We start from the raw sequence: 20,140 nt of genomic DNA, 5'->3' as shown, positions 1-20,140 counted from the left end.
AGCTGGGGCGGGGGCTGGGCGCCGCCGTGGGCGCGCGAGGACGAGCCGACCGGCCGCCGCGCCCGCGAGGAGCAGCAGCCCGCCGGCCGCCGCGCCCGCGACGACGAGCCGGTCGGCCGCCGGGCCGCCCGCGAGGAGTGGGCGCCCGAGCCGTCCCGGCCGTACGAGCCGGTGCGGGCCGAGCCGCCCGTCGGGTACGACCCGCCCCGACCGGAACCGGTCCGGCCGTACGAGCCGGTCCGGGCCGAGTCACCCGCGGGCTACGAGCCGCCGCGCGCCGAGCCGTCCCGGCCGTACGAGGCGCCGCCGCGGGGCGACGCCGAGCCCCGCCCGGCGTACGAGCAGGCCGTCCGCGAGATCCCCGAGCGGCCCCCGTGGGCCGGGCCGCCCGTGCCGGTGACCCCGTTCAGCGCGCCGCCGCACACCGCCCCGACCAGTGCCCCGCCGGTCACCCGCGAGGCGCCCGCCGGGCCGCCGCCCACCGGCTACCCGCCCGCGCCGGCGGTTCGCGCCGCCGAGGAGCGGGAGGGCGCGCCGTACCGGTCGCCCGCCGAGCCGGCCGGCCCTCCGCAGGCCGCCCCCAGCAGCGGCGTGGCCCCCTTCGACCGCACCCCCGCACCGACCCCGACGAGCGCACCTCCCTACGCGGCCCGCCGGTCCGCCCCGGAGCCGGTGCCGGCCGCCGAGGCGGTCGTCGAGGCCCGGCCGGCCGAGCCCACCCCGGTGCTGCCGCAGCGCGTCCCCGCCGAGCCGGACGTGCCCGTCGTGCCGGAGCCGCCTGCCGTGGAACCGTCCGCCGAGACCCCGGAACTCGCCCGCATCGCCACCCACCTGCGCCGGGACGACGAACCCGCGCCGCTGCGCGAGCGCCCGGAGGGCTTCGACGTCAACGCGATCCTCGACGCCGTCCGCGAGGTGGCCGGCGTCGGGCGGTGACGCTGCGACCGGCGACCGATGCCGACGTGCCGGCCCTCGCGGCGATCCGGGCCACCCCGGAGGTGCGCCGCTGGTGGCGCGGCGACGACGACCTCACCGAGGCGGTCCGCGCCGACCTGGCCGACGACGACCTGACCGTCTACGCGATCGAGCACGACGGCCGGCTGGTCGGCGCCATCCAGTGGTATGCCGAGACCGACCCCGACTACCGCCACGCCAGCCTGGACATCTTCCTCGACCCGGCGGCCCGCGGCGCCGGCCTCGGCGGGGACGCCATCCGCACCCTGGCCCGGCACCTGGCCGACGAGTACGGCCACCACCGGTTCACCATCGACCCGGCGGCGGCGAACACCGCGGCGATCCGGGCGTACGCGAAGGTGGGGTTCCGGCCGGTCGGCATCATGCGCCGCTACGAGCGGGGCGCCGACGGCCGCTGGCACGACGGCCTGCTCATGGACCTGCTCGCCGACGAACTCCCCGACTGATTCAGCGGGTCCGGATCCAGTAGCGGCGGGAACGGCCCAACTCGGTGTCCCGCACGTCCTCCAGCACGCCACCGTGCCGCTCGATGGTCCGCGCCGAGGCGGTGTTGTCGACGTCGCAGGTGACCAGGACCGGGTCGATGCCCCGCCGGGCCGCCTCGGCGAGCGCCTCGCCGAGCGCGAAGGTCGCCAGCCCGCGCCGGCGGGCCGCGGGCCGCACCCCGTAGCCGATGTGGCCGCCGGCCTGCATCAGGAAGTCGTTGAGGCGCAGCCGCAGGGAGACGGCGCCGAGCACCTCGTCCCCCTCGACGATCCACCAGTGGAGCGCCGGGACCAGCCCCTCCGGCAGCGGCCGGGACTCGTCCGCACCCTCCCGGAGCCGGCGCACCCAGCTCGCGAAGCCCTCCGGCGAGTCGACGTCGTCGCTCGGCCTCAGCCCGCTGCCGTCCTGATGGACGCCCCGCCCCCAGTCGTCCCGGGCGGCCAGCCAGGACCGGTGCAGTCGGGCGGTCGGTGTGATCAGCTCCGGCATGCGGGCAGGCTAGCGGCGCGATCCGTGGCTCGGCCACCGAGTTCGGGGCGGTCAGCCGTCCCAGAGCAGGTGGCCGTCGGGGAGGCGGCGGGCGCCCTCGGCGGGGCGGTGCGGGGTGAGCCGGCCGTCCGGCATGAGGTGCGCGACCGGCACCCCGCGACCGAGCACCGCCACGTCGGCGCCGACCAGCAACTCCCCCAACCGCGCCCGATCCGCGGCCCCGTGGCCCACCGTCACCAGCACGCCCCCAGGTTGCCCCGAATTACGGTGCAGGGGGAGCCGTAGAGCGTGAAGGGGGTGGCCGTCGCCGGGCCGGGAGGGAGCGGAGCGTCGAAGCCCTCGTCCGCGTTACGCCGACACGCCCCGGAAGTGGCTCGATCTGGCCCGAATATCGTCCTTCCGGCGCGACATCGTCGCAGCTCAGGCCGATCGTCCGATGTCGCCGGTCGGGTGCCCGTATGCGATCATGTGCCGTCCCCTCTCTCGATCTTGGAGGATTCCTCATGCCACAGCGTCGGCACGTGGCGCGCGCGGCCCTCACCGCAGCCGCCGCCACGGCCATGCTCGGGCTGGTGGCCGGCCCGGCCTGCGCCACCGGCAACCCGCACAACCCCAAGGGCGACAACGGCACCGTCAAGATCGACGGCGTTGAGTTCACCGACAAGGTCGACAACCAGCCGCACGTCACCTGCGAGTTCGAGCTGGAGTTCTTCAACTTCGACCAGGACCAGAAGGCCAACATCAAGCTCTGGGCGCAGCCGCCGTCGGCCAGCCCCAAGGACAAGCTCGTCTGGTCGAAGAAAGACGTGGTGATCAGCACCGACCCGGCCTCCGGCGCGGAGAACGACCACGACGAGGTCATCAAGCTCTCCTCGAAGGACCTCGACCTGGCCGGGCTGACGCTGAAGGACAAGGGCTACCACATCAAGCTCGACGTGGACCTGACCGACGGCAAGTCCTCCGACGCGAAGCACAAGGTCTTCTGGCTGACGCCATGCGAGTCGTCGGGCAACCCGACGACGCCGGGCGGGGAGACGCCGACCCCGACGCCGGGCGGCTCGGAGAACCCGTCGGGCACCCCCGCGCCGGGCACCTCCGTCAGCGGCGGCGCGGGCGGCGGCAGCGGCACCGAGGGCGGCCTGCCGCTCACCGGCGTCGCCGCGACCAGCATCTCGCTCACCGGCCTCGCCCTGATCGGCGGCGGTGTCCTCCTGATGGCGCTGCGTCGCCGCCGGGACCGGATCACCTTCACCAGCTGAGCCGGACAGCGGCACGGAACCGGCCGTCGGACCTCCGTCCGGCGGCCGGTTCCGCCGTTCGGGACCGCCGCGGCGGCCCGCTCTCGATATGATCTTGGGGTGGACCGCCTCGACCCGACCCGCACCGCCGTCGTCCTGATCGACCTCCAGCGTCGCATCGTGGACCTGCCGACCGCCCCGCACACCGGCCCCGAGGTGGTCGAGCGCTGCCTCGCCCTCGCCGAGGCCGCCCGCGCCACCGGCGCCACCGTGGTGGTCGTCCGCGTCGAGCGGCCAGGCCCCGAGCCGCAGCCCGCCGGCAGCGAACTGCTGCCCGAGGTCACCCCGCGCGACGGCGACCTGGCGATCGTCAAGCACACCTGGGGCGCCTTCCACGAGACCGGCCTGGACGCCGCGCTGCGCGAGCGCGGGGTGGACACGCTGGTGATCGGCGGGCTGGTCACCAACTTCGGCGTCGAGCAGACCGCCCGGATCGGCGACGAGATCGGCTACCGGGTGGTGCTGCCACACGACGCGATGTCCGGGTTGGACGCGCACGCCCACGAGTTCGCGGTCGACTACGTCTTCCGGCGGCTCGGCACCGTCTGCACGACGGCGGAGGCGATCGCCGCGCTGCGCGGTTGAACCGGCCGGTGGATTGATCCGTACTGACGGGTAACCCGGTCGACGCCGCCCGGAGCTGGATCACATAATCGATAGATTTCTATAGTCCTCCCGCGTACCTCCAGGTCAAGACCGTGGTGGTCGGGCCGCGACGTGTCGCGGCGGCGGGACGGGCGTCCTGGCATACGAGCGTACGGTTGCCCGGGTGCTCGGCCGCGCGGGACAGTACGCGACACCAGCGGTGCCATCGACGCCGCCGCTCCCCCGGACAACCCTGAGGAGATCGCGATGGCTCTCAGACTCGCCGACGGCACCTCCTGGTCCGACACCCTCGCCCGCGCGGTGGCCGCCGCGCCGGAAGCCTTCGGCACCGCGCCCGACGGCACCGCCACCCTGCACAACCTCGTCGAGGGCGGGTGGCGGCCGGTCGGCGCGCCGAGCCCGGTACGCACCCCGGTCGACAACACCGTGCTGGTCAACCTGGCCCGCCTCGACGCCGAGGCGGCGCGGGGCGCGGTCGCGCACGCCGCCGCCGCGCACCGGGAGTGGGCGCAGACCCCGCTCGCCGAGCGCAAGGCCCGGGTCGACGACGCCCTGGACGCGCTCACCGCCCACCGCGACCTGCTCGCCATGCTGCTGGTCTGGGAGATCGGCAAGCCGTGGCGGCTGGCCTGCGCCGACGTGGACCGCGCGCTGGACGGCGTCCGCTGGTACGTGCAGGAGATCGACCGGATGCTCGCCGACGGCCGCGAGCCGCTCCCGGGCCCGGTCAGCAACATCGCCTCCTGGAACTACCCGATGAGCGTGCTCGTGCACGCCGAGCTGGTGCAGCTGCTCGCCGGCAACGCGGTGATCGCCAAGACCCCGTCCCAGGGCGGGGCGGTCTGCCTCACCGTGGCGCACGCGCTGATGCGCCGTGCCGGGCTGCCCGCGACCCTGCTCTCCGGCGGCGGCGAGGAGCTCTCCGAGGTCCTGGTCCGCGCCCCGGAGATCGGCGCCGTGGCGTTCGTCGGCGGCCGCTCCAACGGCGGCAAGGTGGCGGCGGCGCTGCTCGACTCCGACAAGCGGCACTTCATCGAGCAGGAGGGCCTCAACGCCTGGGGCATCTGGAACTTCTCCCAGTGGGACCTGCTCGCCATGCACCTGAAGAAGGGCTTCGAGTACGGCAAGCAGCGCTGCACCGCGTACCCGCGGTTCGTGGTCCAGCGCGACCTGGTCGACGAGTTCCTCGACGTGTACCTGCCGGTGGTGCGCTCCGTCCGGTTCGGACACCCGCTCGCCGTCGGCGACGAGTGGTCGGCCGGCGACCCGCTGCCCGAGCTGGACTTCGGCCCGCTGATCAGCGCGGCCAAGGCCGAGGAGCTGCGGCGCAAGGTCGACGAGGCGGTCCGCGGCGGAGCGGTGCCGCTGCACCGGGGCAAGCTCGACGGCGCGCCCTTCCTCGACGGGCAGGACACCTCCGCGTACGTGGCGCCGGCGGTGCTGCTCGCCCCGCCCGGCCGGTCCCGGCTCATGCACGCCGAGCCCTTCGGCCCGGTGGACACCATCGTCGTGGTGGACACCACCGACGAGCTGCTGGCCCAGATGAACGCCTCCAACGGCGCGCTGGTCGCCTCCCTGGCCTGCGACGACGAGGAGCTGGCCGGCAAGCTCGCGGTCGACCTCCAGGCGTTCAAGGTGGGCATCAACAAGCCCCGCTCCCGGGGCGACCGGGAGGAGCCGTTCGGCGGCCGGGGCGCGTCCTGGAAGGGCGCGTTCGTCGGTGGCGACCTGCTCGTGCAGGCGGTCACCGTGGGCGGCGACGGCCGGCTCTACGGCAACTTCCCCGACTACAGCAGCTACCCGGCGACCTGATCCGGGCGGGCCCGGACACGGGCAGGACCCCCGCACCGGGGGCCCTGCCGTGTCACCGTCCCCCGCACCGGAGGTCGGCCCTGGTGGCGCCGGAGGTCCGGCGCCGGTGTGCGGTCGCCCGCCGGCCGCCGTCCCGCACCGCGCCGTTGCGGCCCGGGACGCGTCGCGGCACGCGACCGGGAATCAGTACGACCGACGCGCCCGCGCGGCCGCGTCGGCCTGCCGGGGCGCCCGGGTCGGGCGGGGGGCCAGCGGCACCGTCACGGTCAGCACGCTGCCGTCCCGTTCCAGCGACGTGGGCCGGTTCAGCCCGCGTACGGTGCGCAGCATCGGGGTGTTCTCGGCCTGCACGTGCAGCAGCACGGCGGCGTAGCCGGCCCGGTCGGCGTGCCCGAGCAGGCGCCGCAGCAGGGCCGAGCCGAGGCCCCGGCGCTGCCAGTCGTCCCGGACCAGCAGCGCCGCCTCGGCCTCGTCGCCCTCGCCGAGCAGGTTGGCCATCGCCACGACCGGCGCCGCCGCCCCGCCGGGGCCGCCCGTGGCGACCAGGGTCAGCCCCCGGGCCGGTTCGAGCAGCCGGCGCAGCCGAGCCGGCGCGGGGTGACCCGCACCGCTCAGGTAGCGCCGCTGCCGGCTGCGGTCCGAGCATTCCGCGTGCAGCTCCAGCACGCCCGCCAGGTCGTCGGCGGCGGCCGGCCGGACCAGCACCTCGGCCGCGTCGGGCAGCACCAGGGTGACCCGGTCGGCGTCCCGGCGGGCCACCGTGGCGGCCAGCTCGACGAGGGCCTGGGCCCGGGCGAACTCGGCCGGGGTGAAGCTCGGCTCGCGGCGGCGCAGCTCGTACGAGCCGCCGGCCGGGTCGGCCAGCAGCATCGTGGTCTCGTCCACCCGGCCGAGCGGGGCGGCCGGCGTCGGCCGCCAGGTGACCGCGTCCGCGCCGAGCAGCACGCGCAGTGTCTCGCCGGCCGCGTCCGGGTCCCGGACCAGCCGGCCGGCCAGGCCGAGCACCCGGGTCGGCTGGTCGGCCAGCCCGCGCGCCTCGCTGCGCGCGACCCAGCAGTTCCGGCCCCGGCCCCGTTCGACGGCCGCCCGCAGGTCGGCCTCGGTGAGCTGGTCGGGGGCGTCGACCAGGAAGTCGTCGACCGCCCCCACCTCGGTGGTGTGCACCTGCACGGTGAGGATGTTGACCCCGCGCAACGCGAGGCTCGCCGTGAGCACGGACAGGTAGCCCGGCCGGTCGTCCACGGTGGCACGGATCCGCCACAGCGCCATGGTTCGCTCCCTTCCTCACCGTCGACCCTGCCGGCCGCCTGTTGCGCCCCCGTTGCCCAGGGGTGAAACGGCGGGACGAGTCAGGTGATGGTGGTCACGGGCGGGGCGCCGACCAGGTCCAGCCGGTCGCCGAGGATCACCGCGCCGGCCCGGACCAGCTGGGCGAGCCGGTCCACCTCGGTGGCGTGGAACGCGGCCGCGGCGAGCGGCTCGCTGTGGTCGCGTGCCACGACCAGCACGAGGCCGGCCCGGCCGAACGGCGCGACCGCGTAGTGGTGGCCGTCCGGGGTGGTCAGCGCCCGGGCCCGGAGCGGGGTCACCTCCGGCAGCCGGGGCGGGACCGGGGCGCGCCAGCTCGCGTGCCCGACCGTCGCCTCGCCGGCGCCACCGCTGCGCGCGGCCCAGTCCAGCGGGACCACGGCGGCCACCGCCCAGTCCGCGGCGAGCAGCCCGGGCACCGCGTCGACCAGGGTGGCCACCCCGTCGGTCGGGTTCGCCGCGACCTGGGCGAGCAGCTCGGCGTCCTGGCCCGTGGTGGTCGGCGCGCCGATCGCCCGCCACACCCCGTTCACCCGGACGCCGGGGATCGCGGCCAGGCCGGCGAGCAGCCGTTCCACCCGCGCCGCGCCCGGCCAGACCACCGTGAAGTCGTCGACGGCCCGGCCGCCGAGCCGCTCCAGCACCACCACCTGGACGATGTCCGCCCCGGAGACGCCGAGCGTCCGGGCCACCTGGCCGAGCGTGCCCGGTCGGTCCGGCAGGGTCACCCGAACTCTCAGCAGCATGTCTGGTCCCTCCGCTCGACGGGCCGGCCGGAGCGGCCGGCAGGCTGGGCCCCAGCCTGCCGGTTGACCATTTCGCCCCCGTTGCAGCGGCATGTCCCGCCGGGAACATCCCACCTTGACAACAAAGCTGAGCTGCCATCAACTAACCGGATGACCGATCCGGCCGTCGACGCACCGCAGACCCCGACCGGTTCGGCCCCGCGCGGGCTCGACCTCGACCGGCTGGCCGCATACCTGTCGGCGCGCCGGCCCGAGCTGGCCGGGCCGCTGTCGGCCGAGCTGATCGCCGGGGGCAAGTCGAACCTGACCTACCTGCTGCGCGCCGGCGACCGCGAGGTGGTGCTGCGCCGGCCGCCGCTCGGGCACGTGCTGGCCACCGCGCACGACATGGCCCGGGAGTACCGGGTGATCTCCGCGCTCGCCCCCACCGCGGTGCCGGTCCCCGAGGCGCTGCTGCTCTGCCCCGACCCCGAGGTGATCGGCGCGCCGTTCTACCTCATGGGAAAGGTCGACGGCGAGGTCTACCGGCGGCGGGAGCAGACCGACGCGCTCACCGCCGGCCAGCGGCGCGACCTGGCCATGGCGATGATGGACACCCTCGCCGGGCTGCACATGGTCGAACCGGCCGCGGTCGGGCTGGCCGACTTCGGCCGCCCCGAGGGCTACCTGGCCCGGCAGGTCCGCCGCTGGGCGGGGCAGCTCGACCGCTCCCGCAGCCGCCCCCTGCCCGGCATCGACGAGCTGCGCGACGCGCTCGCCGGCAGCGTGCCGGAGGGTGCGAACGCCGGGCGGATCGTGCACGGCGACTACCGGCTGGACAACCTGCTCGCCACGGTCGAGCCGGTGACGGTGCGGGCGGTGCTCGACTGGGAGATGGCCACCCTCGGCGACCCCCTCGCCGACCTGGGACTGCTGCTGACCTACTGGGACGTGCTGGGCGACAGCGACAGCGCCGAGGGCAACCCGGTGGCCGACGGCATCGGCCCGCGGGCCGGCTTCCCCACCGGCGCCGAACTGATCGACCGCTACGCCGGCCGCAGCGACGTCGACGTCGGGCCGCTGCACTGGCACGTGGCGCTCGGCTGTTTCAAGCTCGCGGTGATCTGCGAGGGCATCCACTACCGGCACACCCTCGGGCAGACGCTCGGCGGGGGCTTCGACCGGATCGGCGAGATGGTCGCGCCGCTGGTCGAGCACGGGCTGCACGCCGTCAGGGGAAAGTGATGGACTTCGCGTACGACGCCCGGACGGTCGAGCTGCACGAGAAGCTCGAGGCGTTCCTCACCGAGTGCGTCTACCCGGCCGAGCCGGTGCACCACGAGCAGGTGCTCGCGGCCGGCGACCCGTGGGCCCGCCCGCCGGTGCTGGACGAACTGAAGGCCGAGGCGCGTGCCCGCGGCCTGTGGAACCTCTTCCTGCCCGACCCGCGCTACGGCGCCGGGCTGACCAACCTCCAGTACGCCCCGCTGGCCGAGCTGACCGGGCGCAGCCCGCACCTGGCCCCGGAGGCGCTGAACTGCGCCGCCCCGGACACCGGCAACATGGAACTGCTGGCCGAGTTCGGCTCCGACACGCAACGGGACCGCTGGCTGAAGCCGCTGTTGGCCGGGGACATCCGCTCGGCGTTCTGCATGACCGAGCCGGAGGTGGCCTCCTCCGACGCCACCAACATCGCCACCCGGATCGTGCGGGACGGCGACGAGTACGTGGTCGACGGGCGCAAGTGGTGGTCGTCCGGGGCCATGGACCCGCGCTGCGAGATCTTCATCGTGATGGGCAAGACCGACCCGGGCGCCGACCGGCACCGCCAGCAGAGCATGATCCTGGTCCCCCGGGACACCCCGGGCGTGACGGTGCGGCGGGGCATGACGGTCTTCGGCTACCGCGACGCCCCGCACGGCGGGCACGCCGAGATCGACTTCACCGGCGTGCGGGTGCCGGCCGAGAACCTGGTGGGCGCCGAGGGCACGGGCTTCGCCATCGCCCAGGCCCGGCTCGGCCCCGGGCGGATCCACCACTGCATGCGCCTCATCGGCATGGCCGAGCGGGCCCTCGAACTGCTCTGCCGGCGAGCCCTCGACCGGGTCGCGTTCGGCCGCCCGCTGGCCGAGCAGGGCGTGATCCGGGAGTGGATCGCCGAGTCACGGGTCCGCATCGAGCAGGCCCGGCTGCTGGTGCTCAAGACCGCCTGGCTCATGGACACGGTGGGCAACAAGGGCGCGCACACCGAGATCCAGGCCATCAAGATCGCCACGCCGGCGATGGCCGAGTGGGTGATCGACAAGGCCATCCAGGGGCACGGCGGAGCCGGCGTCAGCCAGGACACGCCGCTCGCGGCCCTGTGGGCGCAGGCCCGCACCCTGCGGCTGGCGGACGGCCCCGACGAGGTGCACAAGGCGTCCCTGGCGAAGCGGGAACTGCGCCGCTGGTCCTGAGCGCCTCAGGCGGAGGCGCGGTGGATGAGCTTGGTGTCCAGCAGCACGTGCGGGCTGGGCAGATCCTCGCCGCGGATCCGGGAGACCAGCAGCCGGGCCATCTGCCGGCCCATCTCCTCGACCGGCTGGAAGACCGTGGTCAGCGGCGGCTCGGCCTGCCGGGCGATCGGGGCGTCGTCGAAGCCGACCACCGCCACGTCCTCGGGCACCCGCCGGCCGGCCTCGCGCAGCGCGCGCAGGGCACCGAAGGCCATCAGGTCGGAGGCGACGAAGACCGCGTCCAGGTCCGGGCAGATCTCCAGCAGCCGGCGCATGCAGGCGGTGCCGCTGCCCTCGCTGAAGTCCCCGTACGCGATCAGGTCGGGGTTGAGGTCGGCGCCCGCGGCCCGGACGGCCTCCTTGTAGCCGGACAACCGGGCCAGGCCGGCGCCCATGTCCTGGGTGCCGGCGATGGTGGCGACCCGCCGCCGGCCGCGGGCGAAGAGGTGCTCCACCGCCTGCCGGGCGCCGCCGACGTTGTCCACGTCGACGAACCAGGCCGGCTGGGCGTTCGGGTGCAGCATCCGGGCCGGCCGACCGCCGAGCACGGTGGGCAGGCCGCGCTCCTCCAGCAGGGTGGGCAGCGGGTCCGCGTCGTGCAGCGAGAGCAGCAGCACGCCGTCCACGTGCTGGTTGGTCAGGTGGTGCTCGACCCGTTCGCGCTCGATCTGCGACTGGGCCATGGCCAGCCAGAGCTGCATGGGGGTCTCCAGCAGCGCGGAGCTGACGCCGCGGACGATGCCGGCGAAGAACGGCTCGGTGAAGACCCGCTCCCCCGACTCGGAGACCACCAGCGCCACCGAGTCGGTCCGCTGGGTGACCAGCGCCCGGGCCGCGCGGTTGGGCACGTACCCCAGCTCGGCGATGGCCGCCTGGACGGCGGCCCGGGCCTCCGGGCTGACCTGCGGCGAGCCGTTGACCACGCGGGAGACCGTGCCGCGGCCCACGCCGGCGCGGGCCGCGACCGCGTCGAGGGTCGGGCGCCCGAGCGACCGCGTGCGCTGCGTTGTCATCGTCTGTGCTCCTCCGACGTCGGGCAGGCCCGGCACCTGTTGAGGCGTCGGCGCCGGGCCGCCCGTTACTGGCTGGCCCAGCCTATTGTGCGGCCAGGCCGTTACGTCGGATCACCTCGGCGTACCACCTGGCGCTGGACTTCGGGATCCGGACCTGGCTGTCGTAGTCGACATACACCATGCCGAAGCGCTTCGTGTAGCCCCACGCCCACTCGAAGTTGTCCATCAGCGACCAGGCGAAGTATCCCTTGAGGGGCACTCCGGCGCTGATCGCGGCGTGCGCGGCGCGCAGGTGCGCGTCGAAGTACGCCAGCCGGTCCGGGTCGTCGACCCGGCCGTCGACCACCGTGTCGACGAACGCCGAGCCGTTCTCGGTGACGTAGAGCGGCAGGTCGGTGTAGTCCCGGTGCACCCGCTCCAGCGTCTCCACCAGGCCCGGGGCGTCGATCTCCCAGTCCATGTCGGTCACCGGGACGCCCCGGGTGACGAACCGGACGTCCTGGCTGCCCGGCCAGCACGACGGTGCCCGCCAGTACGCCTCCCCCTCGGCGCTCTCGACGGGCGCGGCCACCACGTACCGGCTGTAGTAGTTGACGCCGACCATGTCCAGCGGGGTCGAGATGACCGCCAGGTCGCCGTCCCGGACGTGCCCGAAGTCGGTGACCTGGAGCAGGTCGGCGGTCAGGTCCGCCGCGTACGCCCCGCGCAGCACCGGGTCGAGGAAGAACCGGTTGGCCAGCGCGTCGATGCGGCGGGCGGCCTCGGCGTCCGCCGGGGAGTCGGTGGCCGGGGTGACCGGGTAGAGGTTGACCGTGATGCCGAGCTGTGCCTCCGGGCGGGACGCCCGCAGCGCCTGCACGGCCAGGCCGTGCCCGAGCATGAGGTGGTGCCCGGCCCGGACCGCGTCCGCCCCGTCCGAGCGGCCCGGCGCGTGCACGCCGGAGCCGTAGCCGAGGAAGGCCGAGCACCACGGCTCGTTGAAGGTGGTGAAGTACTTCACCCGGTCACCGAGGGCGTCGGCGACCAGCTGGGCGTAGTCGGCGAACCGGGCGGCGGTGTCCCGGGCCGGCCAGCCGCCCGCGTCCTCCAGCGGCTGGGGCAGGTCCCAGTGGTAGAGGGTCAGCCAGGGCTCGATGCCGTGGCCGAGAAGCTCGTCCACCAGGCGCCGGTAGAAGTCCATCCCCTCCTGGTTGACCGCCCCGGCGCCGCCGGGCTGCACCCGCGGCCAGGAGACGGAGAAGCGGTAGGACTTCAGGCCCAGGTCGGCCATCAGCCGCACGTCCTCGGGCATCCGGTGGTAGTGGTCGCAGGCCACGTCACCGGTGTGCCCGGCCACCGTCCGCCCCTCGGTGTGGCTGAACGTGTCCCAGATCGACGGGGTACGGCCACCCTCGGCCGCCGCGCCCTCGATCTGGTACGCGGCGGTGGCCGCGCCCCAGAGGAAGCCGGGCGGAAAGGTGAGTTCCGACCCCTGGTCGAGGACGCCGACGGCGGGCGGGCTGGCTGGGTTGCTCACGACTTGACGGCGCCTTCCATGATGCCGCCGATGATCTGGCGGCCGAAGATGATGAACACGATCAACAGTGGCAGGGTCGCCAGTGCGGTGCCGGCGAACAGTGCCACGTAATCAGTCTGGTACAGCCCGGACGAGAGGATCTTCAGGGAGTACTGCACCGTCGGAGTGTCCGGGGTGAGCACGATGAACGGCCAGAGGAACTCGTTCCAGGTCTGCATGAAGGTCAGCAGGCCGAGCACCGCCGCCGCCGGCCGCAGCGCGGGCAGCACGACGTTCCAGTAGATCCGCCAGGTGGAGCAGCCGTCGAGCCGGGCCGCCTCGATCAGCTCGTCGCTGATCGCGGACATCGCGTACTGGCGCATCATGAACACGCCGAAGCCCTGCACCAGGAACGGCACGATGACCGCCTGCAGGGTGCCCGTCCAGCCGAGTTCCACCATCATCAGGTAGAGCGGGATGACACCGAGTTGGGTCGGCACCATCATGGTCATGATGATGATCAGCAGCAGCGCGTTGCTGCCCCGGAACTTGAGCTTGGCGAAGGCGAAGCCGGCCAGGCTGGAGAAGAAGATCACCGAGATGGTGACGACGGTCGACACGACGGCCGAGTTGACCAGACCGTAGACGAACGCGGCGTCCTCGTTGGCGAGCATCCGGTCGATGTTGGTGAACAGCTGGTCGCCGGGGGTCGGCGGCATCTCGTAGACCGCGCTGTTGTCCCGCGAGGCGATGATGAACGACCAGACGATCGGAAAGATCGACAGTACGCCGCCGAGGATGAGCGCGAGGTAGGTCAGCGGGCTGGCCTGCCAGAGCTGGGCGCCGGGCAGCCGACCGCGCCGGCGGCGGGGTGGCACCGGAGGCGGGGCGACCGAGCGGGGAAGGGTCTGCGTGGTGGTCACTTCTTGTCCCCCTTCACCGACCGGCGTACCAGCGCGAAGTTGATCAGCGCGAAGATGATGATCATCATGAAGAGCAACCAGGACATCGCGGAGCCGTACCCGTACTCGGCGTTTCCGGTGAAGGTCTTCTCGTAGATGTACATGGCCAGGGTCTGGAACTGGTGGTCCACGCCGCCGCGGATCAGCCCGTTCCCGTACATCAGGGGCTCGGTGAAGATCTGGAAGCCGCCGATGGTGGAGATGATGATCGTGAAGAGGATCGTCGGCCGGATCAGCGGCACGGTGATCGTCCAGAACTGCCGCCAGGTCGAGGCGCCGTCCAGCGACGCCGACTCGTACAGGTCCTTCGGGATGGCCTGCATGGCGCCGAGATAGATCAGCGCGTTGTAGCCGGTCCACCGCCAGTCGACCATGAACGCGATGGCGAACCAGGAGGCGAAGCGGTTGTCCCGCCAGGCGATCGGATCGAACCCGACGGTGCCGAGCAACCAGTTGATGAGGCCGTACCGGTCCGCGAAGATCAGCGCGAAGATGATGCCGACCGCGGCCACCGAGGTGATGTTGGGGATGACCACACCCATCCGCAGCAGCGTGCGGGCCCGCATCTGCCGGTTCAGCAGGTTGGCGAGCATCAGCGCCGCGATGAGCTGCGGCATCGTGCTGAGCACGAAGATGCCGAGGGTGTTGTAGGCCGCGTTCCAGAACTGGGCGTCCTCCAGCAGGAGGCGGTAGTTCTCCAGCCCCGCGAACTCCTTGGTTCCGCTCAGCAGCTCGTAGTCGAAGAGCGAGACGTAGACCGTGTAGAGGACCGGGAAGAGGCCGAAGACCCCGAAGAGGACGAAGAACGGGGCCACGTACAGGTACGGGGAGTACTTGAGGTCCCAGCGGCCGAGCCGGTACGACCGGCGGCGGCGCGGCGGGGTGAGCGGGGGTCGCGAGGCGGCGTGCGACCGCGGTGCGCCGACAGCAGAACTCATTGCAGGTCCTTCCGGGAGGTGGGGCGGCGGCGACCTCGCCGCGGCGCCCACACCCTGGGTCGGGTGTGGGCGCCGCCGCCGAGCCCACGGGCAGCGGATCCCCGTGGGCTCGGCCGGTCACCGGCGACTCAGCTGGTCGCCTTCTTGGCCTCGTCCACCGCCTTGTTCCAGGCGGCGTCCGGCGTGAGCTTGCCGCGCTCGGCCGCCTGCATCTGCGGCTCGAAGACGGTCTCCCAGATCTGCTGGTGCTTGGCGCCGAGGAAGACCGGCTTCATGTTCTTGACGCTCTCCCCGAAGATCTGGCCGGTGGGCGCGCCGCTGAAGTAGTCGCTCTTCTTGTCCTTGAACGCCGGGTCCTCGAGACCGGCGATGTCGGACGGCATCGCGCCCGCCTCCTTGAACGCCGCCAGGTGCCCCTCCTTGCTGGTCAGGTACTTGGCCAGCAGGTACGCCTCCTTCGGGTGCTTGGTCTGCGCCGGGACGGCCAGGTAGGAACCACCCCAGTTGCCGCCACCGCCGGGGATCTTGGCGATGTCCCACTTGCCGGAGTTGGCCGGGCCGGACTTCGGGGCGATGACGCCCTCGGTCATCCAGGACGGGCAGGGCAGGGTGGCGAACGCGGAGTTCTTGAAAGCCCCGTCCCAGTCGGCGCTCCACCGCTGCGTCTTGGCGGTCAGCCCGTCCTTGGCCATCTGCAGGCCCAGGTCCCACGTCTGCTTGACCACCGGGTTGGTGTCGCCGATGAACTTGTTGTCCTTGTCGAAGAAGAAGGTCTCCGAGTTCTGCATGACGTACGGCTGCATCAGGCTGGTCGCGCTGTCCAGCCAGGCGGCCTTGACCTTGCCGCTGGCCTTGAACTCCTTGCCCAGCGCGATGTAGTCCTGCCAGGTGGTCATCCGCTTCGAGACCTCGTCCCGGTCGGTGGGCAGACCGGCCTGCTGGAACAGGTCCTTGCGGTAGCACATGGCCAGGCCACCGACGTCGGTGCCGAGCGCGATCAGCTTCTTGCCGTCCGGCGTCATGGCGTTGTTCCACTTCCACTCGGGGAAGTTGGCCTTCAGCTCACCGGCGCCCAGGTCGAGCAGGTTGGCGAACTTGTCGTGGTTCTGGACGTACCCGAACAGGACGCCCTCCTCCAGACCGACCACGTCACCGGCACCGCTGCCGGCGGCGAGCCACTGCACCAGCTTCGGCTGGAAGTCGCGCAGCTCGCCCATCTTCTGGTGCTCGACCTTGATGTTCGGGTTGGCCGCCTCGAAGTCCTTGATGGCCTGGTCGTAGCCGAAGTTCTGGAAGGTCTGCAGGACCAGCTTGACCTGGCCGCCCTCGCCGGTCGACCCGTCGTCGTCCTTCTTGCTGCACGCCGCGCTGCCGAGAGCAACGCCCGCGGCGAGCACGACCGTCGCGACGGTGCGGAGCCGGCGCCTCATGACGCTCATCCCTGACCCCTCTCAGGTGGTGGTGGTTCGTGTGGTGGTTTTGACCGCGCCCGCCCGTCGGCCGGGCAGGTCAGGTGGTGAGGCTTTGCTTCTGGGGCGCCGCCGCGACGAGCGATGTGGCGTGAGACACACGCCGTCCGGGAGCGCTCCCATGAGATTGCCGGCAGGTGTCAGGGGTGTCAATAGACCGATGGGAGCGTTCCCAGATCGTTACCGCGTCGTCCCCCGGGACCTGCCCGGGGGCGCGGTCAGCAGAAGCGGCGCAGCAGGGTGGTGGCCCGGTCGGCGGCGAAGAAATCCGGCTCGAAGCCGGTGCCGGCCCACTCGCGCATCATCCGGTGCTCGGCGTGCCCGGGGTCGGCCAGCGCGGCCAGCAGGACGGCGTAGCCGGCGGGGCCGCCGACGTCCTCCGGCGGGCAGGCGCGCTCCCCCTCCAGGCAGACCGGGTAGCGCTCGTCCGGGTCGGCCGTGCAGACGTCCTCGACCAGCAGGTCGTGCTCCCACCAGTCACCGAAGTCGTAGGTGTAGCGGAACCGGTCGCCCTTGCCCACCACCGCGTCCAGCCGGACGTCCAGCTCATCGCGCAGCGCCAGCTCGCCGTCCGGGTCGGGCTCGCCGTACTGGCGGCCGTCGATGTCGAACGAGTGCAGGTGGCAGTCCCGCCAGCCCATCGCGTGCTGGATCACCCGGTGCAGCCGGTCCAGGGTGTAGCCGCCGGGGACCAGCACCCGCCGCCACACCGGCGGCCGGACCCCGGCGAGGGAGACCTTCAGCTGGAAGATCTGACGCGACATGCTGTCCCATCCTTCCTCGGCATAGGCTGCCTACATGATCTGCCGAGCGTGCCGGGAGCGGCGGCACGACGACTGTCCAGGCCGGAAGTGGTGCGACTGCCAGCACCGTACCCCCGAACCGACCCCTCCGGTCACCGGTCCGGCCGGCGAATGAGCGTCGGAACCCCGATCGAACGGATCTGGCCGGCGCCCGTCACCGGGCCGCTGACCGACCCGGAGGTGGCCGCGCTCTACGGCCGCGCGCCGCACCCCCACCTGCGGGTGAACTTCGTGGCCAGCGCCGACGGCGCGGTCACCCTCGACGGCTACTCCGCCGGGCTCTCCGGCGAGCCCGACAAGCGGGTCTTCGGCCTGCTGCGGATGCTCTGCGACGGCCTCGTGGTGGCCGCCGGCACGCTGCGCCACGAGGGCTACCGGGCGGTGCGGCTCGGCGACGCGCGCCGGGCCTGGCGCCGCGAGCAGGGCCTGGCCGAATACCCGACCCTGGTGGTGGTCTCCGGCTCGTTGGATCTCGACCCGGCGCAGGCGTGCTTCGCCGACGCGCCGGTCCGTCCGTTGGTGCTCACCCACGCCAGCGCCGAACCGCCGCCCGGGCTGACCGAGGTGGCCGACCTCGTCCGCTGCGGCGCCGACCGGGTCGACCTGGCCGCCGGCCTGGCCGAGCTGCGCCGGCGCGGGCTGGGCCAGCTCCTCTGCGAGGGTGGGCCGCACCTGTTCGGCGCGCTCACCGCGGCCGACCTGGTGGACGAGCTCTGCCTGACCGTCGCGCCGCTGCTCGCCGGGGCCGGCCCGGGCCGGATCACCGCCGGGGACGGCAGCGCGCCCCGGCACCTGCCGCTGCGCCACGTGCTGGCTGCCGCCGACGGCGTGCTGATGCTGCGCTACGCCCGCGATCCGGGCGGGGCGCCGTCCGCCGGCGCCGCCCCGGCCGCCTGACCGCCCGCGCCCCGGCTCAGCGGCCGGGCGGGTCGGCGGCCGGCAGCGAGTCCGGCAGCCCGAACGCCGCGACGTGCGCCGCGCCCACGAACGAGGTGATCCCGGCGATCCGGTCGCCCCGCAGCGTCAGCACGTTCACCGACCACGGCAGGTAGGGGCCGGTCCCGGACGGGCGCAGGTAGGAGGCGACCGCGAGCTGGCCGTTCGCGCCGGCCGGCAGGTGCCGCCAGGCGCCGCAGGGGCCGAGCGGCGCCGACCGGGCGAAGTCCAGCACCGCCGCGACACCCCGGTACCAGTGCGGCATCGGCGGCATGGACCAGGTGACGTCCTCGGCGAGCAGGGCCACCAGGGCGTCGGCGTCGCCGTTCTCCAGGGCGGTGGCGTAGCCGGTGACCACCTCCCGCAGCCGGACGTCGTCCAGCATCCGCAGGGTGCGCTGCTGGGTCACGGCGGGCGCCCGCTCGGCCAGCGACCGGCGGGCCCGCGCGAGCGCCGAGTTCACCGAGGCCGCCGAGGTGCCCAGCATGGCGGCGATCTCCGCGGCGGAGTAGCCGAGCACGTCGAAGAGGAGCAGCGCGGCCCGCTGGTTGCCCGGCAGGTGCTGCACCGCGGCCACGAAGGCCAGCTCGACCGCCTCGCGCTGCTCGTACCGGGCGCCCGGGGCGGCGGGGCCGGCCGCGAGGCCGGCGTCCGGGTACGGGCCGAGCCAGGCGACGTCGTCGTCCGGGCGGCTGTCCGGCACGGCGCGGTCACTGGCCGGGCCGAGGTCGACCGGCAGGGCCCGCCGGGCGCGGCCGGCGATGGCGTCGAGGCAGACCCGGGTCGCCACGGTGTACAGCCACGAGCGCAGCGAGCCGCGTCCCGCGAAGGCCGGCAGCCCGCGCCACGCCCGCAGCAACGCGTCCTGGAGGGCGTCGTCGGCGTCGTGGACCGAGCCGAGCATCCGGTAGCAGTGCGCGTGCAGTTCCCGGCGCAGCGGCGCGACCAGCGCCGTGAAGGCACCCTCGTCGACCGGGGCCGGGTCCGGAGCTCCGGCGGCGGTCGAGGAAACGACGCTCACGACCGACGATTCTGCCGCACCACCGAAGTCTGGAAGGTGTACGGCTCGCCCGCCACGATCTGGAGGATCCGATGAGCAGCATGTCCACCGCGCCCGTCACCACCGGCACCCTGGAGGTGCCCGACGGGCGGCTGTACTACGAGGTGCGCGGGGAGGGTCCGCTCGTGGCCCTGGTCGCCGCCCCGATGGACGCCGACGCCTTCGCGCCGCTGGCCGACCTGCTGGCCGCGGAGCACACCGTGCTGACCACCGATCCGCGCGGGATCCGCCGCAGCGTCCTGCACGACCCGCACCAAAACTCGACGCCCGAGCTGCGCGCCGACGACGTGGCCCGGCTGCTCGCCCACGTCGACGCCGGTCCGGCCGCCGTGCTCGGCTCCAGCGGCGGCGCGGTGACCGTCCTCGCCCTGGCCCAGGCCCGTCCCGCGCAGGTGCACACCGTCGTCGCGCACGAGCCGCCGCTGCTCGGCCTGCTGCCGGACCGGGAGGAACTGGTGGCACGCGAGGACGACATGATCGCCACCTACCGCGCCGGGGACCGGCTCGGCGCCGGGCGCAAGTTCCTCGCCAACGCGAACATCCACCTGCCGGAGGAGATGGTCCTGGGCATGTTCGGCGGTGAGCCCGACCCGCAGGCGGCCGCCGACGAGCACTTCCAGTACCTGCACATGATCCGTGGGACGACCGGGTTCCGGCCGGACGTCACCGCCCTGCGCGACGGCCCGGTCCGGGTCCTCGTCGGCCTCGGGGAGCGGTCGACGGGCGAGGTCTGCGACCGCACCTCGCGGGCGCTCGCGGCGGCGCTGGGCACGTCGCCGACGATGTTCCCGGGCGGGCACGTCGGCTTCGCCGAGGACCCGCCGGCCTTCGCCGCCCGGCTGCGCGAGGTGCTCGCCGGCTGACCCCGGGTACGGCGACGGCGGGCGCGGGACGCCGGGACGGCGTACCCGCGCCCGCCGTCGGAGGCGCGGCCGGCCCGGCGTCGACGGGGAGGAGTCCGCCGATGCCGGGCCGGGTGCATCAGTTGACGCTGACTGCCGACCAGGCGGCGGCCACCGCGGTGTACTCGGCGCTGCCGCTGCCGTACAGGTCGGCGACGGCCGACAGGCTGGCGGTGCGGGCACCGGCGTAGTCGGTCCGCGAGGTCATGTAGGTGGTGAGCGCGCGGTACCAGATGGCGCCGGCCTCGGCGTTGCCGATGCCGGTCACGGTGCTGCCGTTGCAGGTCGGGCTGTTGCCGTACGACGAGGAGCCGCTGCCGACGGCGAGCAGGTAGAAGAAGTGGTTCGCCACGCCGGAGGAGTAGTGC

20 protein-coding genes and 1 pseudogene are annotated in these 20,140 nt (G+C 73.7%); 9 read left to right on the top strand and 12 right to left on the bottom strand.

The annotated features are described in order from the left end of the window. A pseudogene (locus tag ABZV78_RS27320) lies at positions 1-936 on the top strand (hypothetical protein); the annotation flags it as partial. Continuing rightward, positions 933-1,421, top strand: a complete 489-nt coding sequence (locus tag ABZV78_RS27315; RefSeq protein ID WP_355643055.1) for a GNAT family protein — start codon at positions 933-935, stop codon at positions 1,419-1,421. The pseudogene ABZV78_RS27320 and the gene ABZV78_RS27315, both read left to right, overlap by 4 nt. Position 1,422: 1 nt before the next feature. Here ABZV78_RS27315 and ABZV78_RS27310 read toward each other — a convergent pair whose 3' ends face one another. Both ABZV78_RS27310 and ABZV78_RS27305 read right to left on the bottom strand, forming a co-directional pair. Next, a complete protein-coding gene (locus tag ABZV78_RS27310; protein ID WP_355643053.1) occupies positions 1,423-1,950 on the bottom strand; it encodes a GNAT family N-acetyltransferase in 528 nt (175 codons plus the stop codon). A 51-nt stretch (positions 1,951-2,001) separates the two neighbouring features. After that, on the bottom strand, positions 2,002-2,193 hold the full coding sequence (locus tag ABZV78_RS27305) for a hypothetical protein (RefSeq protein WP_355643052.1): 192 nt from the start codon (positions 2,191-2,193) through the stop codon (positions 2,002-2,004). 260 nt (positions 2,194-2,453) lie between these two features. Between ABZV78_RS27305 and ABZV78_RS27300 the strand changes: the two genes are divergently transcribed. The 3 genes from ABZV78_RS27300 (at position 2,454) to ABZV78_RS27290 (ending at position 5,666) form a co-directional block, all read left to right on the top strand. Next, positions 2,454-3,209: an LPXTG cell wall anchor domain-containing protein gene (locus ABZV78_RS27300; protein WP_355643050.1), complete on the top strand. Its 756-nt coding sequence runs from the start codon at positions 2,454-2,456 to the stop codon at positions 3,207-3,209. Positions 3,210-3,308: 99 nt separating this feature from the next. After that, a complete protein-coding gene (locus ABZV78_RS27295; RefSeq protein WP_355643048.1) occupies positions 3,309-3,833 on the top strand; it encodes an isochorismatase family protein in 525 nt (174 codons plus the stop codon). Positions 3,834-4,100: 267 nt separating this feature from the next. Then, positions 4,101-5,666: an aldehyde dehydrogenase family protein gene (locus ABZV78_RS27290; protein ID WP_355643046.1), complete on the top strand. Its 1,566-nt coding sequence runs from the start codon at positions 4,101-4,103 to the stop codon at positions 5,664-5,666. A 183-nt stretch (positions 5,667-5,849) separates the two neighbouring features. Here ABZV78_RS27290 and ABZV78_RS27285 read toward each other — a convergent pair whose 3' ends face one another. After that, entirely contained in the window at positions 5,850-6,935 is a 1,086-nt protein-coding gene (locus ABZV78_RS27285; RefSeq protein WP_355643044.1) for a GNAT family N-acetyltransferase, read from the bottom strand. A gap of 80 nt (positions 6,936-7,015) precedes the next feature. Continuing rightward, positions 7,016-7,720, bottom strand: coding sequence for an amino acid-binding protein (locus ABZV78_RS27280; protein ID WP_355643042.1), 705 nt, complete (start codon positions 7,718-7,720; stop codon positions 7,016-7,018). 150 nt (positions 7,721-7,870) lie between these two features. Between ABZV78_RS27280 and ABZV78_RS27275 the strand changes: the two genes are divergently transcribed. Both ABZV78_RS27275 and ABZV78_RS27270 read left to right on the top strand, forming a co-directional pair. Continuing rightward, a complete protein-coding gene (locus tag ABZV78_RS27275; RefSeq protein WP_355643040.1) occupies positions 7,871-8,944 on the top strand; it encodes a phosphotransferase family protein in 1,074 nt (357 codons plus the stop codon). Next, positions 8,944-10,155, top strand: coding sequence for an acyl-CoA dehydrogenase family protein (locus ABZV78_RS27270; protein ID WP_355643039.1), 1,212 nt, complete (start codon positions 8,944-8,946; stop codon positions 10,153-10,155). The genes ABZV78_RS27275 and ABZV78_RS27270 overlap by 1 nt, the downstream gene beginning before the upstream one ends. A 5-nt stretch (positions 10,156-10,160) precedes the next feature. Here ABZV78_RS27270 and ABZV78_RS27265 read toward each other — a convergent pair whose 3' ends face one another. The 6 genes from ABZV78_RS27265 to ABZV78_RS27240 all read right to left on the bottom strand — a co-directional run bounded on the left by ABZV78_RS27265 (position 10,161) and on the right by ABZV78_RS27240 (position 16,835). Further along, positions 10,161-11,207, bottom strand: a complete 1,047-nt coding sequence (locus ABZV78_RS27265; protein WP_355643037.1) for a LacI family DNA-binding transcriptional regulator — start codon at positions 11,205-11,207, stop codon at positions 10,161-10,163. A gap of 82 nt (positions 11,208-11,289) precedes the next feature. Then, positions 11,290-12,723 (bottom strand): GH1 family beta-glucosidase, encoded by a 1,434-nt coding sequence (locus ABZV78_RS27260; protein ID WP_355643035.1) that lies wholly within the window; start codon positions 12,721-12,723, stop codon positions 11,290-11,292. Then, entirely contained in the window at positions 12,720-13,553 is an 834-nt protein-coding gene (locus tag ABZV78_RS27255; RefSeq protein WP_355643057.1) for a carbohydrate ABC transporter permease, read from the bottom strand. The genes ABZV78_RS27260 and ABZV78_RS27255 overlap by 4 nt, the downstream gene beginning before the upstream one ends. Before the next feature lie 68 nt (positions 13,554-13,621). Next, positions 13,622-14,602: a sugar ABC transporter permease gene (locus tag ABZV78_RS27250; RefSeq protein WP_355643033.1), complete on the bottom strand. Its 981-nt coding sequence runs from the start codon at positions 14,600-14,602 to the stop codon at positions 13,622-13,624. A 128-nt stretch (positions 14,603-14,730) separates the two neighbouring features. Next, positions 14,731-16,041 (bottom strand): extracellular solute-binding protein, encoded by a 1,311-nt coding sequence (locus ABZV78_RS27245; protein ID WP_355643031.1) that lies wholly within the window; start codon positions 16,039-16,041, stop codon positions 14,731-14,733. A 248-nt stretch (positions 16,042-16,289) separates the two neighbouring features. Further along, the gene (locus tag ABZV78_RS27240; RefSeq protein WP_355643029.1) at positions 16,290-16,835 is read right to left on the bottom strand and encodes a plasmid pRiA4b ORF-3 family protein; all 546 of its coding nucleotides are present in this window, start codon (positions 16,833-16,835) and stop codon (positions 16,290-16,292) included. A gap of 150 nt (positions 16,836-16,985) precedes the next feature. Here ABZV78_RS27240 and ABZV78_RS27235 point away from each other — a divergent pair, with 150 nt between their 5' ends. Then, positions 16,986-17,771, top strand: coding sequence for a pyrimidine reductase family protein (locus tag ABZV78_RS27235; protein ID WP_355643028.1), 786 nt, complete (start codon positions 16,986-16,988; stop codon positions 17,769-17,771). Between the two features lie 16 nt (positions 17,772-17,787). Here the strand turns inward: ABZV78_RS27235 and ABZV78_RS27230 are convergent, their stop codons facing one another. Then, positions 17,788-18,831: a sigma-70 family RNA polymerase sigma factor gene (locus ABZV78_RS27230; protein ID WP_355643026.1), complete on the bottom strand. Its 1,044-nt coding sequence runs from the start codon at positions 18,829-18,831 to the stop codon at positions 17,788-17,790. 71 nt (positions 18,832-18,902) lie between these two features. Between ABZV78_RS27230 and ABZV78_RS27225 the strand changes: the two genes are divergently transcribed. Further along, complete coding sequence (locus ABZV78_RS27225) at positions 18,903-19,733, top strand: alpha/beta hydrolase (protein WP_355643024.1); 831 nt, start codon at positions 18,903-18,905, stop codon at positions 19,731-19,733. 118 nt (positions 19,734-19,851) lie between these two features. Here the strand turns inward: ABZV78_RS27225 and ABZV78_RS27220 are convergent. After that, the coding region (locus ABZV78_RS27220) for a M4 family metallopeptidase (protein WP_355643022.1) at positions 19,852-20,140 on the bottom strand (289 nt) is incomplete at its 5' end.

It is taken from the genome of Micromonospora sp. NPDC004540, assembly GCF_040610095.1.
Lineage (GTDB): Bacteria > Actinomycetota > Actinomycetes > Mycobacteriales > Micromonosporaceae > Micromonospora.
Note: the sequence above shows the minus strand (reverse complement) of the source record. Positions and strands in the feature narration are given on the sequence as shown.

Coding starts and splice junctions, on each gene's coding strand:
- ABZV78_RS27310 (WP_355643053.1), bottom strand. CDS start 1,950: ATGCCGGAGCTGATCACACCGACCGCCCGACTGCACCGGTCCTGGCTG.
- ABZV78_RS27300 (WP_355643050.1), top strand. CDS start 2,454: ATGCCACAGCGTCGGCACGTGGCGCGCGCGGCCCTCACCGCAGCCGCC.
- ABZV78_RS27290 (WP_355643046.1), top strand. CDS start 4,101: ATGGCTCTCAGACTCGCCGACGGCACCTCCTGGTCCGACACCCTCGCC.
- ABZV78_RS27285 (WP_355643044.1), bottom strand. CDS start 6,935: ATGGCGCTGTGGCGGATCCGTGCCACCGTGGACGACCGGCCGGGCTAC.
- ABZV78_RS27280 (WP_355643042.1), bottom strand. CDS start 7,720: ATGCTGCTGAGAGTTCGGGTGACCCTGCCGGACCGACCGGGCACGCTC.
- ABZV78_RS27275 (WP_355643040.1), top strand. CDS start 7,871: ATGACCGATCCGGCCGTCGACGCACCGCAGACCCCGACCGGTTCGGCC.
- ABZV78_RS27270 (WP_355643039.1), top strand. CDS start 8,944: ATGGACTTCGCGTACGACGCCCGGACGGTCGAGCTGCACGAGAAGCTC.
- ABZV78_RS27265 (WP_355643037.1), bottom strand. CDS start 11,207: ATGACAACGCAGCGCACGCGGTCGCTCGGGCGCCCGACCCTCGACGCG.
- ABZV78_RS27250 (WP_355643033.1), bottom strand. CDS start 14,602: ATGAGTTCTGCTGTCGGCGCACCGCGGTCGCACGCCGCCTCGCGACCC.
- ABZV78_RS27245 (WP_355643031.1), bottom strand. CDS start 16,041: ATGAGCGTCATGAGGCGCCGGCTCCGCACCGTCGCGACGGTCGTGCTC.
- ABZV78_RS27240 (WP_355643029.1), bottom strand. CDS start 16,835: ATGTCGCGTCAGATCTTCCAGCTGAAGGTCTCCCTCGCCGGGGTCCGG.
- ABZV78_RS27235 (WP_355643028.1), top strand. CDS start 16,986: ATGAGCGTCGGAACCCCGATCGAACGGATCTGGCCGGCGCCCGTCACC.
- ABZV78_RS27225 (WP_355643024.1), top strand. CDS start 18,903: ATGAGCAGCATGTCCACCGCGCCCGTCACCACCGGCACCCTGGAGGTG.